Raw genomic sequence first — 16,959 nt, forward strand, 5'->3', positions numbered from 1 at the left:
GACCATGAACGGCAGGAACACCGTGACGGCGATACAGCTCCCCCTGGCCATACGGCTGCTCAACCAGCTTGGTGGCGGTGTGGGCCGTAGGGTCTTCAAGCTGAACGCGGACGAGCTCATGGCGGAGGCGCGTCAGCAGACGGGCCTGCACGACTTTGGCGACGAGAGCTTCATCGAGCCCCTGCGCAGGCTGACCCGCGCCTACGTGGAAGAGGCGGACCTGTCGTTCGTGGGTCGGCTCGCCATCCAGAGGGAAATGTTGCGGCATCTGATTCAGCGACTGCACATCGCCGAAGACCTCCGGCGCCATCCGGAGATCCGCGAGGTGCCCATCCAGCGGCCCCTGTTCATTCTGGGCTTCATGCGGACGGGCACGACGCTGCTCTACAACCTGCTCGCGAGGATGCCCGGAGCCAGGGCGCCGAAGCTGTGGGAGCTCCTGTGGCCCTCACCTCCGCCAGACCCCGCGACAGAGGGCTCGGACCCACGCATCGAGAGGACCCGCCGCTACACCGAACAGGCGCAGAAGGCGATGCCCGCGCTGAAGACGATTCACCCCCTGGTGGCCACGGCGCCCGAGGAGTGCGTCTTCGTGCTCGCGCAGAGCTTCTCCGACTTCTCCGCCGAGGGCCGCGCGCACGTGCCGGGTTACATGAACTGGCTCATGGGCAAGGACAGGATGGTGCCGGCCTACCGCCATTACCGCGACGTGCTCCAGCTCCTCACGTGGAAGGCGCGCGCACAGCATCTGGTGCTCAAGAGCCCCATGCACCTCTACTGTCTGGACGCGCTGCTGACCGTCTTTCCGGATGCGCGCATCATCCAGACCCACCGTGATCCGCGCGCGGTGGTTGCCTCCGGATGTAGCCTGTACGAGGCCGCACGCGTTGTCGCGATACGCGACCCTGATCCGGTGGCGCTGGGGCAACAGTGGCTCGACACCTGGGGCGAGGCCATGGATCGGGCCATGGCGGTGCGCGCCAAGGCGCCCTCCGAGCAGTTCCTTGATGTGCACTACGAGGAGCTGATGGCGGACCCCACGGGGCAGGTGCAGCGCATCCACCGCTGGGCCGGACTGGGCAGCGAGGAGGCCGCCTCCGGGGTGGTCCAGTCGTGGCTCGCGGAGAACCCGCGCCACAAGCATGGCGTGCACCAGTACTCGCTGGAGTACTACGGGCTCGATGGCCAGCGGGTCGCTGAGCGCTTCCGAGCCTACACCGAGCACTTCGGTGTCCGCATGCCGTAGGACGACGGTCTACTTCGTCACGCTCGAATCGGCTCCTGCCGCCCTCGCGTGAGCGCTTCGGGTGGGGACGAGCGAAGCCACCACGGAGAGCAGCCTCGAGGCATTCAGCGGCTTGGCAACGTGTACATCGAAGCCCGCGGCCAGGGCACGCTGCCGATCCTCGCTCCGGGCAAAGGCTGTGAGCGCTACCGCCGGAAGCCGCTGATCCTTGTTCTCCTGGGCACGGATCCGACGAATCAAGCTGTAGCCATCCTCTCCGGACATGCCGATGTCCGAGATGAGCACGTCAGGCCGGATGGAGCCGAGCAGCGCCAGTGCTTCCTGGGAACTCGTTGCACACATCACGTGGGCGCGACAGCCCTCGAGCACCTCGGTGATGAGGGCCAGTGCATCCGGCGCGTCCTCCACCACGAGGATGCGAAGCCCTTCCAGGGAAGCCGTCTCAGCGGCCGGGGGAGGAAGCTCCTGCTGCGAGCGGTCCTGGCTGGCCGGGAGCGGCTCCGATGCGCGCGGCGGAGTCAACGGCAGGGTGACGCGAAACGTGGAGCCCCGGCCGGGCCCCTCGCTGTGCGCCGACACACTGCCCCCGTGCATCTCCACAACGTGGCGCACGATGGCCAGCCCCAGGCCCAGGCCTCCATGGGTGCGCGTGGTGCTGCTGTCGGCCTGGCGGAAGCGCTCGAAGACATGCGGCAGGAACTCCTGGGCAATGCCCTGGCCTGTGTCCTCCACTTCCAGCCGGGCCTCACCCTCCCGACGCTCCAGCCGGACCACCACCTGACCTCCCGCTGGCGTGAACTTGATGGCGTTGGTGAGCAGGTTCCACACCACCTGCAGAAAGCGCTCGGAATCCACGGGCAGGAGCCCCACGTCAGGGGCCACCTGCAGCGCCAGTCGCACGCCCCGAGCCTCGGCCGCAGGGCGGACCGCGTCGAGCGCCGCCTCCAGTACGGGCAGCGGCTCCACCGGATGCACGTTCAGCCGCAGCTTCCCCGCGACGATGCGACTGATGTCCAGCAGATCCTCGATGAGCTGCGTCTGCGCCCGTGCGTTGCGCTCGATGGCCTCCAGGGCTCTCTGGCGCTTGTCCTCCGGCATCTGGCGCGTGCGCAGCAACTGAGCCCACCCGAGGATGGCCGTGAGGGGAGTCCGCAGCTCGTGGGACAACGTGGAGAGGAACTCGTCCTTCATCCGGCTGGCGGCCTCGGCCTCGCGGCGGGCCTGACGCTCACGGGCCAGCAGGTGCTCTCGCTCTTGTTCGGCCTTGGCCTTCTCCATCGCCACGGAGGCGATGTGGGCCATGCTCTCGATGAGGTGCAGCTCGTGCTCCGTGGGAGCCCGAGGCTCGTTGTAATACATGGCCAGCGTTCCCAACACCTGTCCCTCCGAGGAGAGGATGGGGCCAGACCAGCACGCCTGAAGCCGGAAGTTCTTCATGAGCTCTCGGTAGGGCGCCCAGTTGGGGTGCGTGCTGATGTCCGTCACCACCACCATCCGCTTGGTGTACGCGGCCGCGCCACAGGAGCCAACGGAGGGGCCGATCGCTAGCCCCTCGACAATGGCGTTGTAGTCCGGCGGCAAGCTCGCCCCAGCGCCCACGCGGAGGCGGCCGGCGTCATCCACGAACAGCACCGAGGCCATCATTCCCGGACTCAAGAGCTCGATGGCGCGGGTGATGGAATGCAGCATGTCCGGCAGCGGTGTGCCACGCGCCACCAGCTCCAGCAGTCGGTTCTGCATGGCCAGGCGCGCTTCCACCTGGCTGCGTTCGTCTGGCTTGCCGTTCGCTGTCCCGGTAAGCGCCTCCATGTCTTGAATCAGGGTGCCCGACGCACCCGGCGAGGAGGCAGGCGGGTGATCCATGAGATCCTCTTCGCGCGAACACCCGAGAGGGCGACGCGCCAAATCTCCAGTTTATTGGCCACGGAAGTACCGTACAGCAGGCCCTCGTCTGCCTGAACGTTGAGCCTGTTCCGAGGGCGGTGGGGTTCGATTTCTGGATGGATGAGCGTCATGCACGAGCATCATGAAGAAGAGCTGGGCATCGCGGTGGCCGAGGGACTGATCTCCCGCGAGGAGGCCGCCGCGCTGGGAGAGGAGGCGCATCGTCTGGGACAGAGTCCCCTGGAGCTGCTTCGCGCACGAGGCCGGCTCTCCGAGCAGACGCTCGCCGCCCTTCGGCCCAGGCGCGACGAGCCGGTGGGGGCGCCATCGCCGCTCGTCGGGGCCCCGACCCTCGGGCCCACGCCCACCCCGAGAGCCCACGACCCGGCCGTTCCATCCTTCCCCGTACCTGGCTGGGAGCGCTACCAGGGGATTCGTTTCCTGGGGCAGGGAGGCATGGGCCAGGTCTTCCTCGCCTACGACCCGCGCTTGCATCGCCACGTCGCCCTCAAGTTCGTCAAGGGAGATGATGCCGAAGTCGTCCGCCGCCTGCTGTCCGAGGCCCGCGCCCAGGCCCGTGTCGAGCACGAGCGCGTCTGTCAGGTGCACGAGGTGGGCGAGCTTCAGGGCCGTGCCTATATCGCCATGCAGTTCATTGACGGCGTGCCCCTCGGGCAGCTCGCGAGTGAGCTCACCGTGGAGCAGAAGGCGCTGGTGCTTCGCGATGCGGCGGAGGGGGTCCACGCCGCGCATCGTGCGGGTCTCATCCACCGCGATCTCAAGCCCTCCAACATCCTGGTGGAGCGCACCGGCGACGGACGCCTCAAGCCCTATGTGATGGACTTCGGTCTGGCCCATGACTGGACCACCCAAGGGGCCACGGCCACGGGCTCGGTGCTTGGGACTCCCCACTACATGTCTCCGGAACAGGCCCGCGGCGAGGTCGGGCAGCTGGACCGCCGCGCCGACGTCTACAGCCTGGGCGCCACGCTCTACCACCTGCTGACAGGCCAGCTCCCCATTCCGGGGACGCACGGGCTCGAGGTGCTCAACAACATCGCCACCGTGGAGCCACGCCCGCCCCGCGCGCTCAACCCGAATCTCCCCCCGGACTTGGAGGCCATCGTCCTCAAGTGTCTGGAGAAGGATCGCTCGGCCCGCTACGACTCGGCGCATGCGCTCGTGGAGGAGCTGGACCGGTTCCTTGCTGGCGAGCCCGTGCAGGCCCGTCCCGCGGGTTTGGGGTACAGGCTGCGCAAGAAGGTCCGCAAGCACCGGTTCGCGGCGAGCGTGGCCGCCCTGGCGTTCCTGCTGGTGTGCGGCGCTCTGGGCTGGGCTGGCTTCACCCGCCAACAGGCTGTGCAGCGTGAGCGCTTCGCTCGCCGCTTCACCGAGAAGGTCGAGCGCATCGAGGCCCTGGCTCGCTACTCCGGGCTGTCCCGGCTGCATGACATCCGCGCCGATCGCGCGCGGCTCCGTGAGCACATGCGCGAGCTGGAGGTGGAGAGCCGCCAGGCGGGTCGCGTGGCCGAGGGGCCGGGGAACTACGCCCTGGGGCGCGGCTACCTGGCGCTCGGGGACGACCGGAAGGCCCGTGAGCACCTCGAGGCCGCATGGAGCCAGGGCTTCCGCGAGCCCCGCGTCGCCTGGGCGCTGGCGCTGGTCATCGGCCGTCTCTACCGGGAGCAGCTGCTCGAGGTGGAGACCCTCCAGAGCGCGGAGCGGCGTCAGGCCCGCAGGGAGGAGCTGGAGCGCCAGTACCGGGAGCCGGCCTTGTCATACCTCCGCCAGAGCGAGGGCGCGGAGGTGCCCTCCACCGAGTACGTGGCGGCGCTGCTGGCCTTCCAGGAGAACCGGTTCGACGAGGCGCTCGCCCAACTGGACATGCTGGGCAGCCAGCTTTCCTGGTTCTACGAGGCGCCCTTGCTGCGCGGCGACATCCTCCGGTTCCGCGCCCAGCAGCATAGGAATCAGGGTGAGCGTGAAAGGGCGCTGGCCGATCTGGAGGCCGGTCGCCGGGCCTTGACCGCCGCTGTCGCGACGGGGGAGAGCCTTCCCGAGGTCCAGCTGGCCCTGGCTCAGCTTGAGTACACCGCGATGGTGACGGAGCTCTACGGCCGAGGGGACGTCATGCCCTGCTACACGCGGGGTCTGGAGGCAGTGGCTCGTACCCTCGTGGCCGACCCCGACTCGCCCGACGCGAGGTTCTGGGAGGCGCGCTTCCACAACCGCCTGGCGGAGGATCGGATCAACAAGGGCGGGGATGCGGAGGAGCCTCTCCAGAAGGCGATCGCCGCCGTGCGCCGTGTCCTGGAAGTGCAGCCGGGAGATGCCAAGGCCCGGCGAGAGCTGGGTCAGAGCTTGTGGCGTCAGGCGCGCTCCCGTCAGTCCCGGGGGCTGGATCCGAGCGAACCGCTGCGCCAGGCCATCGAGACCCTGGAGGCCCTCGCCCCCAAGGATCGGGACTACGAGTTCCACGCCACCCTGGGGCTCATCTTCAGGACCTGGGCGGACTACGAAGACCAGACGGGCGCTGACCCCTTGTTGCATTACGCCCAGGCCATCGAGTCTTACCGTCAGGCCATCCAGCTCGACGAGCGCATTCCCGATGCGTGGATCAACCTCGGTCAGGCCCACCTCAAGCGGGCCTCGAACCCGCGTGTGCCGGAGCCGGAGGGCGAGCTGGAGCAGGCGCGGATCGCCCTCGAGAAATCCCGAACCCTCAATCCGCAGAACTTCGTGGCCTGGTTCCTCGGCGGCACGCTCCACACGGAGTTGGCCTCACGACGCCGGCGCGGTGGTGGAGATCCGCGGCCGGAGCTGGTGACCGCGGCTGCGTTCTTCCAACGTGGCATCGACATCAACGCGAGGGTCGCTCCGCTCCACAATGGTTTGGGCATCGCTTTGTTGGAGCAGGCGCGGGAGGCCTGGGACCGAGGAGAGGAACCCTTCGCGCTGCTGGCCCAGGCTCAGGCCGCGCATGAGCGGGCCGTCACCGTGGCCCCGAAGCAGGGACTGGGACAGAACAACGTGGGCGAGGTCCTCGCCACGCGCGCCGCGTACCGGCTGCTCCTCGGGGAAGATCCGAGCGCCGAGGTGCGTGGAGCCGAGGCGGCCTATCAGCAGGCGATTTCGTTGCTGCCGGGCATGGCCAATCCCTGGGCCAACCTGGCCAAGGTGCGTCACACGTTGGCGCTCTTCGAGCTGGAGCAGGGGAGGGACCCGCGGGCAAGCCTCGCCAGGGCGCAAGAGGCACTCGCCCAGGCGTTCCAGCGCAACCAGGATGAGCCCGAGGCCTGGCTCTACCAGGGGGAGGTCCACGCGGTGCGCGCCCGGTGGCTGGCCCGGTGGAAGCCGGACCAGGCGGGCGCGGAGTTCGAGGAGGCGGCGCGGGCCTTCGAGAAGGCGCTCCAGCTCGCACCCCCGCGCCAGGATTTCCGCGTCGCCTTCGGTCACCTCTACGGCGAATGGGCCCGCTGGAAGAAGAAGACAGGGCAGGATGCCACGTCCCCGCTCGAACGGGGGCTCGCGCTGGCGGACTCACTGCTCGCGGCCCGCCCCGCGTGGCCAGAGGCGTTGCTGCTACGGGCGCGTCTGCTCATGGAGGGCGAGGCCTCCGGGCAGCAGCAGGCCCGGAAGGAGCTCGAGGCGGCGCTTGCGTCCAACCCCCACCTCACCCACGGGTGGGAGCGCCGGTTCTCGCGGCGCTCCTCCGGCCCGCCTTAGCGTGGGCTCCGGGCTTCACCGCGGAGCGTGCTTCTCCTCGTCCTCGCCGCCGCCACTCGTCGCCACATCCAGGGAGCCAGTCTTGGATTCATCCGGCAGGCCCGTATCCCCGGAGAAGGTCATGACGTAGTCCCCACTGCTCTTGAGGGTCTTCACCGTGCCGTCATTGCCTGGCGGCACCGTCACGGAGAGGGCGTTGTCGGTGAAAGGGGACTGCGGGGAGAAGGTGATCGTGACGGATTGAGCGCAGGTCGTCTTGAACGTGACCGTGTGGTCTGGTTTTCCGCAAACCTGACGGCCGCTCGTGAAGGACTTGCAATCCAGCGTGATGGTCGGGTTGCCTTTGGGAGAGTGGCCATTAGCGCAATTTTGATACTTCAAGCCCCCGGGGTCCGCTTCCAGGGAGGGCTCCTCCGCTGGCGCCCCCCGTGGACCTGTGCTCTTGCAAGACATTCCCGCCCAGGACGTCATGGCTAACAGACACAGCATCGCCGGGAAACGGCTCTTCATCCTCATTCGCGATTCCTCCACGGGTTGTAGACAGCCACTCACGTCTGCGTGGAGACGAGGCCCAGTTCCTTGAGGCGGCGCCCCAGCGCCCGCTTGGAAACCTCGAGCCGCCGCACCATCGCATCCAGGTCTCCTCCGCACTCCAGGTGGCAGCGGACGATCTCCTCCACGCTCAAGTCTCCCGCGGTGCGGATGTTCGGGCTGCGCTCGATTAAATCGTAGATGGAGGTGCGGTGGATGCCGAGCCTGTCCGCGGCGGCCTGGAAGTCCCAGCCACATTCGCGCAGCGCCTCGAGCAACTCCGTCTCCTGGATGTCCGCGGGCCTCCGGCGGGACGTGACCTTCGTCGCGGGAGCGGCCCGCTCGGGAGCAGGGTGGCCCGTGGGGACGGCCTTCGCGGAGGCCAGCTCCTGCTCGAGCTGGGCGTCGAGTTGGAGCCGCGGCTGCCCCCGGTTTCCGATGATGAGCTGCCGCGCCACGTTGCGAAGCTGCCGGATGTTGCCGGGCCAGTCGTGCCCCACCAGCCGGGTCGCCAGCGATGCCGGCAGCCACGGCTCGGCGAACGCATCCTCGGGCTCCAGGCGTTTCGTCTCCCCGAGCGCTTCCAGCTCCCCTCGCGCGAAGTGGTGGAACAGCAGCCCCACATCCTCCCGCCGCTCCCTCAATGGCGGCACGCGGATGGAGAACCCCGCCAGCCGGTGCAGCAGCGGTGCCTTGAAGCGTCCCTCTTGTATCCACTGCTCCAGGTGCGCGTCCGTTGCGGCCACCAGCCGCACATCCACGGAGACGGGAGTGCGCTCGCCCACGCGGTAGATCTCCCCTGTCTCCAGCACGCGCAGCAGCATCACCTGCACCTCGGGCGGTGCCTCCCCCACCTCGTCCAGGAAGAGCGTGCCTCCGTGGGCGGCTTGGAAGAAGCCCTCCTGATCCCTCACGGCACCTGTGAAGGAGCCCTTGCGTGCCCCAAACAGCTCCGCGGCGGCCAGCTCCCGGGGGATGGCGCCCAGGTTCACGCTGATGAAGGGGGCCGAGCGCCGAGGGCTGCGCTGGTGGAGGGCCCGGGCGATCAGCTCCTTGCCCGAGCCCGTCTCTCCCCGCACGAGCACCGGCACGTTCAGGTCCGCCACCTGCTCGATGAGGCGGCGCACGCGCTGGAGTCCCACGCTGGTGCCCACCATGCCCAGCGCGTCCACGGCATCGCTCGCCGAGGGGTCGGCCAGGTGAAGCACCAGCACCACGCGCCCGCCCAGCTCCACCGGCACGCCGGCGGCCATCTCCTCGCGGGAGAGCTCCCATGGCCCCTGGAGCACCTGCCCCGCCACGGCCACCCGGCTGCCCTCGCCTGGCTCCAGCCGGATGCGCCCCTCGGCAGCGGAGGAGAACACCACGGGCTTGCGGCTCAGGAAGGGGTCGGCCAGGTGCGACCCCAACACGTTGCCGGGGCGCAGGAAGACTGGCTCGTTGCGCGAGACAGCCACCTCTCGGCCCGCGGCCAATGCGGAGAGCAGCAGCCGCTCGCCTACGCGGCGAGCCATGGGGTGCGAGGCGATCGTCAGCGCGGGCACGAGCTGGGAGTCCTGCGCTCCCCCGTCGTGCTCCCGCACGTTCACCGTGGAGATGTCCACAAAGGATTGCTCGCGCATAGCGCTCCTGCCCTGTCCATCCAGGCCAGGCGCCACTCTATACCGCCCACGCGTGGAAGCCGGGTCTCCACGCGTGGAAGAGGGGCTCGGACGTCACCTCCGCCGCCTTGATGTGAGTCATTCCGGGCAGATGCGCAGTGGCACAGGGCTTGGAGAAGGGCCCCTGCGTGCCTCGCCAACGCGGAGGTACCTTCCCAAAGGAGTCACACCCGTGCCCTCGAACAACCTCGTCTCGAACGTCGCCAACCCCGCTACCCATGCGGCCCTCTCCAGGAACGCCGTTTCGTCTTCGACGCCCAACACGAGCCTGATCGTGCACTACCCAGGAGAGGTCCTGCTTGGCGCTTCCGGTCAGTACAACGGCCGCTACGTGACCGACTCCTCCTACAGCGCGCAGTGGTACGTCTACTACCTCTACGTCAACGGAGTGCGGCAGGACGAGGCCATCCACTTCACCGTCCTGGCCAATGGAGGAAACACGCCGCTGCGCCTGTTCCACATCTCCAAGCCCTTCACCCGGAACGGCAGCACCGCGAACCTTCACGTCTTCTACGAGTGGAACGACTACACCTTCGCCGTGGCGTACACCGGCAACAACCTGAATGAGCTCGTCCCCGGCCTGAGGCAGGAGGCGCAGGAGTACCTCACCGCGAACGCCGCCGCGCTGCTCACGGCCGCGCAGGAGTTCGCCGAGGAGGTCTACCGGGTGAACACCCGCGGCGCCCGTCTCAGGCGGCTTGCCCGTTCAATCCGCAGGCCCGCGTCGCTCCCGGCCGGCGTGCCCTCGCATGTGCCGGCCACGTCCACCGCGGCCCGGCCGTCGAATGCCCCGCTCTCGCTGGCTGAAACCCCCATCCTGTCGCAGGTCTATGCTCTGGGGCAGGGGTTCGACATCTATGGGAAGCTGGACCAGTCCGGCCTCATCCGCCCGCTGTTCGACTACAGCAAGGCGGGGACCCAGGTCTTCACCTTCCTGGGCAAGGACTACCTCATCCCGTCCTGCATGACGGCTGTCCAGAACACGGCCGCCTACTGGAGCGGCAACACCGCCGAGTCGCGCGAGGAGTTCCAGAACAGCATCTCGGTGCATGCGGGCGTTGATGCCTCCTACGGCGCATTCAGCGGTGAGATGAAGGCCGATTACACCAGCGAGTACGAAGAGAGCAGCCTCTACGCCTACGCCTACAACAACTTCTACGCGCCGCTGGCCCTCATCGAGCTCAACCCGGGTACGGAGTACCTCTCGTCGGAGTTCCTGTCGCGCGTGCAGAGCCTGCCCTCCGTCGCGTCCAAGGACACGCTGCCCGCCTTCGAGTCTTTCTTCACCGACTACGGCATCTACTACACGCAGAAGGTGGTGCTTGGAGGCAGCCTGCAGTTCTACGTCGCGGTGGCGCAGAGCAGTCAGCTGTCGTCTGCGAACATCTCCGCCATGCTGAAGGCCCAGTACAGCGGCCTGTTCGTCTCCGGCTCGCTGGACGCCAGCGTGGAGTTCAGCGAGCAGTGGAAGAGCTACTCCCAGAGCAGTCAGACGGTCATCCGCGCCACGGGAGGAGATCCCACATCCATCGCCGCGCTCGTGGGCATCAACCCGATGTCTCCCTCCAGCGAGACGGTGTCCCGCTACACCGACTGGGTGCAGAGCGTCAGCACCAACCCGGCCCTGGTGGACTTCTCGCTCAAGGGCATCTGGGAGCTGTGCGGTGACAAACGGGGCGCCGTGCAGATGGCCTGGGAGTTGTTCAGCCAGGTGATGCACCCGCGCCTCTTGGTGCAGACGTCCTCCCGCATGATGAGCTCCGACGGCACCTACACCCCGCAGCCGCCCACCCTCTTCCTCGGCGACCAGCTCGCGCCCAAGAGCCCTCCGCCAAGCCCCTGCGGCTACCAGCTCCTGGTGCTGGATGGCGCCAATCTCACGGAGAAATCCGGCGTCCTGCATGATCGCTACTACTGCGTGAGCCAGGGCTACTTCAACTACGAGGACATGTACCAGCAGATGATGGACGATCTGGAGGACAAGGGCCTCAACAAGGCCGGCAATGTGCTCGTGCTCTCCAGCTTCGGGTTGGACAACAACATGCCGCCGCCTCCCTCGTTCGTCGGGTTGTTGCAGAGCGCGGGCGCTGGCAGGCAGCTGAGCTCCTGGGAGAACAACTGCGACCCGGGCAGCACGGTGGGCAACCCCTCGGCGTGGATCAGCTACCCGGCCAACTACATCCTGGTGGGCATCTTCGGCATCGGCCCGGACTCTGGCATTGAAATCCACCAGGGCGGCATCTTCGACGAGGACTCCGCGACCGCGCGGCTGGAGGTGCTGTTCTACCGGGAGAGCATCACCGGTCAGTACACGCTGAGCGTTGGTACCTGAGCCAGAGTCCGTCGTGGCCCGGAGCCCCTCCATGCTCTCGCGTCCTCGCATCCTCTTCGTGGGTCAAGCCGTGCGGCCTACCGGCTATGCCCGGGTGCTTACCAGCCTCCTGGAGCGGCTCCACCTCGACTTCGAGCTGCTCCACTTCGGCATCAACTACCGGGGCCCGGTCTTGGAGGGGGCCTGGCGTACGGTGCCGAACGTGCGCGAGGGGGACATCCTCGGCCGCGAACAGCTCCCCGCGCTGCTGGAGGACTTCCGCCCCGCGCTCGTCTTCTTCTGCCACGACGCGGGGCTGTGGCCTGTGCACCGCGAGGCCGTGCGGCGCGCGCCGGGCGCTCCCCGCGCCGTCTTCTACTGTCCCATCGAGTGGCCCTTTCCCAGGGCCTCCGAGGCCGAGCCCCTGCGCTCGCTGGACCAGCTGGTGGCCTACACCGGCTTTGGCCACCGCGTACTGGAGGAGGCCTTCGAGCGGCTGGAGCTCGAGGCGGGGGCGCCGCGCTCCAGGCCCCGGTTGCACCAGCTTCCCCATGGGGTGGACACCACACGCTTCCAGCCGCTGGGCGGAGACGTGTCACCCGAGGGGCTGCGGGCCAGCCGGGTGCTCGCGCGGCGCGCACTGTTTCCGGGGCGTCCCGAGTTGGAGCACGCCTTCCTCGTGCTCAATGCCAATCGCAATTGTCCGCGCAAGCGGGTGGACCTCACCCTGCGGGCCTTCGCCGACTTCGCGCGTGACAAACCAGACGTCTGGCTTTACCTGCACATGGGCCTGCGCGACGTGGGGGTGGACATCCTGGCCAGAGCCCATGAGCTGGGAATCGCTCACCGGCTGCTGCTCACCCCCCACACGGGGAGCCGGCCCGACGCGCCGGACGCACAGCTCAACCTTGTCTACAATGCCTGTGACGTGGGGCTGAACACAGCCACCGCTGAGGGCTGGGGCCTGGTTGCTTTCGAGCACGCGGCCACGGGCGCAGCCCAGGTCGTTCCGGCTCACAGCGCCTGCCGCGAGCTGTGGCGGGAGCACGGCCTGCTGGTGCCCACGTTGGAGCCGCCGGACAATCCGCATGCTTCCGCGGCCACCTTCAATGTCATCGACACCCACGCGGCGGCCGCGTGTCTGGAGCGGCTGTACTGGGACCGCGCCCTGCTGGCGGAGCAGTCCCGGCGTGCCTACCTCCATGCAAGTGCCCCCTGCTTCCACTGGGACACCCTCGCGGCGCGGTGGCGCGACCTCTTCCTCCAGGTGCTCGGCCTCAGCCCCGGGTCGAGCGAGAAGACGCCGTCGCTGTGTCCCAGCCAGGGGTGTAAAGGCTGAAGGCCGCGCAGCCGTACGCCCGGAACATGTCCCTCAGAGGATCTTCATGGAGTGGGCCGAGAAGCTCTCGCTCTGCGATTGAGAGAGGTAGTCCTTGAGCGCCTTGCGCGCCTCTGCCTCGCTCGTATACGCCGAGTTGGGGCCGAGCGTCTTGTTCGGCTGGACGCCCTGGAGGTCCTGCAGCTTGTCCCCCACGAGCGGATGAAAGACCACGGGGCGATTGGGCGAGTACTGCTCGATGGTCTGGAGCTCCTGGCGATAGAGCACGCTCTTTGGATCATGGGTCCGCATGAAGGCGTGCGCCTCCCCCTGCGGGTTCTGCCTCACGAACTCCTCGGAGAGGTGGTTCCACATCGGCGTGACGGCCTTGGGGTCCTTGTAGATCTCCAGCCCCGAGAGCGCCCGGCCCGCCGGAGTGCTCTCCAGCGTGGTGTACCCGTTCAGCTGGGCGTGCTTGCTCACATCGTAGCCGCCCGACCAGAGCGCCAGCGGTCCCTGGCCGTCCTCGATGCGCAGGTAGGGTCCCATCTCATGGGCGACCTTCTCGTAGTGCGGGTTGGAGGTGTCCGGCTTGGGCTTGTCCGAGGTGTAGGGCGAGGTCCGGCTCTCCTTCACGTCGGCCCGGATCTGCTCCTGGCGCTTCACGCCGTGGAGGATGTCGCCCCAGACCTCCGCGGTCTTCGCCTCGCTCATGCCGAGCGCGGTGAAGGCCTTCTGGAACTCCGGCGCGTCGGGGTGCGAGAGGGGCGAGTTCAGGTCGAGCACCTGGGCCGCGGTGGTGCTGTGCTTGCCTGACGACAGGGCCGGGCCCATGGCCTGCTCCACGGGGAGTCTCATCTCCGCCAGGGTTCCCGCCAGCTCCGGGCGCTGGTTGAGCACCGGTGGCCGCATCGGGGTTCGCACCGGGTTGTCGAAGCCGTCGGTGCTCCTCGGCGTGCCGCGGGTCTGGAGTCCGCTCAAGTCCTTGGGGCTCGCCGGAGTCTGGGGGCCGCTCGGGGTCTGGCCCGGCCGGATGTGAGGCGTCTGGGGGAGGTTCAACCGAGGCGGGCGGAAGCGGATGGTCATGGGAGCACCGTTATTGGGGGTCGTGAAGGCATCATTGCAGCGCTCGTGCCACGACGGTGGCGCCCGGAGATGAACGGGATTGCGAGGGTTTACGTGGAGGAGGGACCGCGTGAGGGCCCGGGGGGTGACCGCCGTTACCCGAACCCCCAGGAGAGCACGGTCATCAGTGGTGTCTGCTGTCACCAGGCACAGACGCTGGGTCAGCCTCGTGGCCCACAAATGCGTGAGCGGTCGATCTCATACTTGGAGATCGACCGCTCGATAGAGGGGGGGCCTGGTGTGGCCCCCTTGCTCGGTGCTTGGGTCAGTGACTCAGGCTTCCGTGGCGCTGGACGTGGGCTCCTGAATGGCGCCGGCGCCCGCGAGTCCAATCCGAGCCTTCGCCAGCAGGGGCTCGGCCTCAGCGGTCTTCTGGGCCACCTTCGCCATTACGGGCTCGGCGACAGCCTTCTTCAGGGTGTTGGCCGCGGTGGCGGTGCCCTCGCCCACGAGACCCTTCACGGTCTCAAGGGCCTGGTTGGCGGTGTTGAGGGCGTTGGCCACCGAGTTGAGGATGTTGCCCAGGTCCGACTGAAGGGGAGCGGGAGACGAGGCCAGGGAGCCCAGCTCCGGGGGCATGCTGCTAGCGGCGTAGGGGTCCATCATCGGGCCAGCGGCGAGCGCCGGGCCGCCGGTCATGGCGTAGGGGTCCATGGCCGGGCCGCCGGTCATGGCGTAGGGGTCCATGGCCGGGCCGCCGGTCATGGCGTAGGGGTCCATGGCCGGGCCGCCGGTCATGGCGTAGGGGTCCATCGCTGGGCCACCGGTCATGGCGTAGGGGTCCATGGCCGGGCCGCCGGTCATGGCGTAGGGGTCGGCGCCAGCCATGGCGTAGGGGTCCATCATCGGGCCACCGGCGAGCTCAGGGGGAAGCATGCCACCGGCCATGGCGTAGGGGTCCATGCCCAGGGCGCTGGGCAGCATGGTGGCCGCCTCAAGGCCTGCGCCAAGAATTCCGGCCGCGCCGCTGGCCACTCCGCCGACAACGTCACCCACAGCCCCGAGGCCGTTGCCGATACCGTTGCCCAGGCCGCCAAACTTGTTGCCGAGGCCACCGAAGCCATTGTCGAGGCCGCCGAAGCCATTGGGCTTCTTGAAGTTGTCCAGCGGGTTGCCCGGCTTGAACCCGTCGAGGTTGAAGTCAGGCTTCTTGCCGCCGGGGAAGTTGCCGTTGATGTCCGGGCGGGGCGAGAACTTGGGCCCGCCGTCGGGCTTGATGTCGGGCTTCTGGCCCGGGAAGTTGCCGTTGATGTCCGGGCGGGGCGAGAACTTGGGCCCGCCGTCGGGCTTGATGTCGGGCTTCTTGCCGCCGGGGAAGTTGCCGTTGATGTCCGGGCGGGGCGAGGGCTTGGGCCCGCCGTCGGGCTTGATGTCGGGCTTCTTGCCGCCGGGGAAGTTGCCGTTGATGTCCGGGCGGGGCGAGGGCTTGGGCCCGCCGTCGGGCTTGATGTCGGGCTTCTTGGGACCCTTGAGGTCGGGGAGGTCGATCTTGGGGAGCTTGAAGCCTTTGCCGATACGCATGGACATCTCCTGGGAGGACGAAATGGGCTGCCGCGAGAGGGGAAGGGAGCAACGCCTTGACGTGAAGGCGTTAGTGCAGCGCCCGTGCCAGGGAGGAGGAGTCCGGAGACGAACGGGATTACGAGGGTTTACGCGGAGGCGGACCCGCGCGAGGGCCCGAATGGTGACTGCCGACACCGGTGCCCCCTGGAGAGGGCTGTCACCACTGGTGTCTGCTGTCACCAGGCAAGAATGCCTCGTCAGCCCAGGGACGCGTCGCCGCCCGAGAGCTCGAGGAGCAGCGCCAGGGACTCCTCGGCCCGAGCGGAGGGCACGAAGAGGTGATCGTGGAAGTACGCCGAGACGGGGTTCACGCTGATGCCCCGGGCGGCCAGCCGAGTCGTGATGGCGGCGAGGAAGCCCACGGCCTCAAGGCTGGAGTGGACGGAGAGGGTCAGCATCCGGAAGACGGCGGTGTACGGCAGTCCGGCGGCGTCCGCCTTCTCACGGGGGAGGATGAGGGTGAGCCCTTCCTCCTCGTGGAAGAGGCCGAGGGGCTCGAGGGGCGCGACCTCGAGCAAGGAGCGCCGGGTGGTGAGGAAGACGAACTCGCCCTCCCGCAGCACCGGCTTCATCGACTTCAGTAATACGTCCAGGTTCGTCTCGCCGGGCATGGCGTTGCACCTCCGTGCCCACGAAAGCATGAGCGGCCGATCTCATACCTGGAGATCGACCGCTCGATAGAGGGGGCCTGGTGTGGCCCTATTGCTCGGTGCTTGGGTCCAGTGACTCAGGCCTCCGTGGCGCTGGGCTCCTGAATGACGCCGGGGCCCGCGAGTTCGGCGCGAGCCTTCGCCAGCACGGGCTCGGCCTCAACGAGCTTCTGGGCCACCTTCGCCATACCGGGCTCGGCGACAGCGATCTGGGCCACCTTCGCCATTACGGGCTCGGCGACAGCCTTCTTCAGGGTGTTGGCCGCGGTGGCGGTGCCCTCGCCCACGAGACCCTTCACGGTCTCAAGGGCCTGGTTGGCGGTGTTGAGGGCGTTGGCCACCGAGTTGAGGATGTTGCCCAGGTCCGACTGAAGGGGAGCGGGAGACGAGGCCAGGGAGCCCAGCTCCGGGGGCATGCTGCTAGCGGCGTAGGGGTCCATCATCGGGCCAGCGGCGAGCGCCGGGCCGCCGGTCATGGCGTAGGGGTCCATGGCCGGGCCGCCGGTCATGGCGTAGGGGTCCATCGCTGGGCCACCGGTCATGGCGTAGGGGTCCATGGCCGGGCCGCCGGTCATGGCGTAGGGGTCCATCGCTGGGCCACCGGTCATGGCATAGGGGTCGGCGCCAGCCATGGCGTAGGGGTCCATCATCGGGCCACCGGCGAGCTCAGGGGGAAGCATGCCACCGGCCATGGCGTAGGGGTCCATGCCCAGGGCGCTGGGCAGCATGGTGGCCGCCTCAAGGCCTGCGCCAAGAATTCCGGCCGCGCCGCTGGCCACTCCGCCGACAACGTCACCCACAGCCCCGAGGCCGTTGCCGATACCGTTGCCCAGGCCGCCAAACTTGTTGCCGAGGCCACCGAAGCCATTGTCGAGGCCGCCGAAGCCATTGGGCTTCTTGAAGTTGTCCAGCGGGTTGCCCGGCTTGAACCCGTCGAGGTTGAA

Annotated in this window: 11 protein-coding genes; 4 read left to right on the plus strand and 7 right to left on the minus strand. The window is 68.2% G+C overall.

Going from position 1 to position 16,959, the window contains the following annotated elements; genetic code table 11:
* The first annotated feature begins 4 nt into the window (after window positions 1–4).
* On the plus strand, window positions 5–1,246 hold the full coding sequence (locus tag F0U60_RS08575; RefSeq protein ID WP_395816419.1) for a sulfotransferase family protein: 1,242 nt from the start codon (window positions 5–7) through the stop codon (window positions 1,244–1,246).
* 9 nt (window positions 1,247–1,255) lie between these two features.
* Here the strand turns inward: F0U60_RS08575 and F0U60_RS08580 are convergent, their stop codons facing one another.
* On the minus strand, window positions 1,256–3,109 hold the full coding sequence (locus tag F0U60_RS08580; RefSeq protein WP_395816422.1) for an ATP-binding protein: 1,854 nt from the start codon (window positions 3,107–3,109) through the stop codon (window positions 1,256–1,258).
* 150 nt (window positions 3,110–3,259) lie between these two features.
* Between F0U60_RS08580 and F0U60_RS08585 the strand changes: the two genes are divergently transcribed.
* A complete protein-coding gene (locus tag F0U60_RS08585) occupies window positions 3,260–6,856 on the plus strand; it encodes a protein kinase (protein ID WP_395816426.1) in 3,597 nt (1,198 codons plus the stop codon).
* 15 nt (window positions 6,857–6,871) lie between these two features.
* On the opposite strand, the gene F0U60_RS08590 is transcribed toward F0U60_RS08585, so the two are convergent.
* The gene (locus F0U60_RS08590) at window positions 6,872–7,237 is read right to left on the minus strand and encodes a hypothetical protein (RefSeq protein WP_395816429.1); all 366 of its coding nucleotides are present in this window, start codon (window positions 7,235–7,237) and stop codon (window positions 6,872–6,874) included.
* Between the two features lie 167 nt (window positions 7,238–7,404).
* Window positions 7,405–9,009, minus strand: a complete 1,605-nt coding sequence (locus F0U60_RS08595) for a sigma 54-interacting transcriptional regulator (RefSeq protein WP_395816431.1) — start codon at window positions 9,007–9,009, stop codon at window positions 7,405–7,407.
* Between the two features lie 211 nt (window positions 9,010–9,220).
* Here F0U60_RS08595 and F0U60_RS08600 point away from each other — a divergent pair, with 211 nt between their 5' ends.
* Both F0U60_RS08600 and F0U60_RS08605 read left to right on the plus strand, forming a co-directional pair.
* Window positions 9,221–11,380: an MAC/perforin domain-containing protein gene (locus F0U60_RS08600; RefSeq protein WP_395816434.1), complete on the plus strand. Its 2,160-nt coding sequence runs from the start codon at window positions 9,221–9,223 to the stop codon at window positions 11,378–11,380.
* Window positions 11,381–11,411: 31 nt separating this feature from the next.
* On the plus strand, window positions 11,412–12,698 hold the full coding sequence (locus tag F0U60_RS08605) for a glycosyltransferase family 4 protein (RefSeq protein WP_395816436.1): 1,287 nt from the start codon (window positions 11,412–11,414) through the stop codon (window positions 12,696–12,698).
* Between the two features lie 33 nt (window positions 12,699–12,731).
* On the opposite strand, the gene F0U60_RS08610 is transcribed toward F0U60_RS08605, so the two are convergent.
* The 4 genes from F0U60_RS08610 to F0U60_RS08625 all read right to left on the minus strand — a co-directional run bounded on the left by F0U60_RS08610 (window position 12,732) and on the right by F0U60_RS08625 (window position 16,743).
* Window positions 12,732–13,763 carry a hypothetical protein gene (locus F0U60_RS08610; RefSeq protein ID WP_395816440.1) on the minus strand — a complete coding sequence of 344 codons (1,032 nt, stop codon included), beginning with the start codon at window positions 13,761–13,763 and terminating at the stop codon, window positions 12,732–12,734.
* A 312-nt stretch (window positions 13,764–14,075) separates the two neighbouring features.
* Window positions 14,076–15,323, minus strand: a complete 1,248-nt coding sequence (locus tag F0U60_RS08615; protein ID WP_395816443.1) for a hypothetical protein — start codon at window positions 15,321–15,323, stop codon at window positions 14,076–14,078.
* Between the two features lie 239 nt (window positions 15,324–15,562).
* Window positions 15,563–15,976, minus strand: a complete 414-nt coding sequence (locus F0U60_RS08620; RefSeq protein WP_395816446.1) for an ACT domain-containing protein — start codon at window positions 15,974–15,976, stop codon at window positions 15,563–15,565.
* Between the two features lie 116 nt (window positions 15,977–16,092).
* On the minus strand, window positions 16,093–16,743 hold the full coding sequence (locus F0U60_RS08625) for a hypothetical protein (protein WP_395816449.1): 651 nt from the start codon (window positions 16,741–16,743) through the stop codon (window positions 16,093–16,095).
* Window positions 16,744–16,959 lie beyond the last annotated feature (216 nt).

This window comes from Archangium minus, from assembly GCF_044360475.1.
In the GTDB taxonomy this organism is placed as follows: Bacteria; Myxococcota; Myxococcia; order Myxococcales; family Myxococcaceae; genus Archangium; species Archangium minus.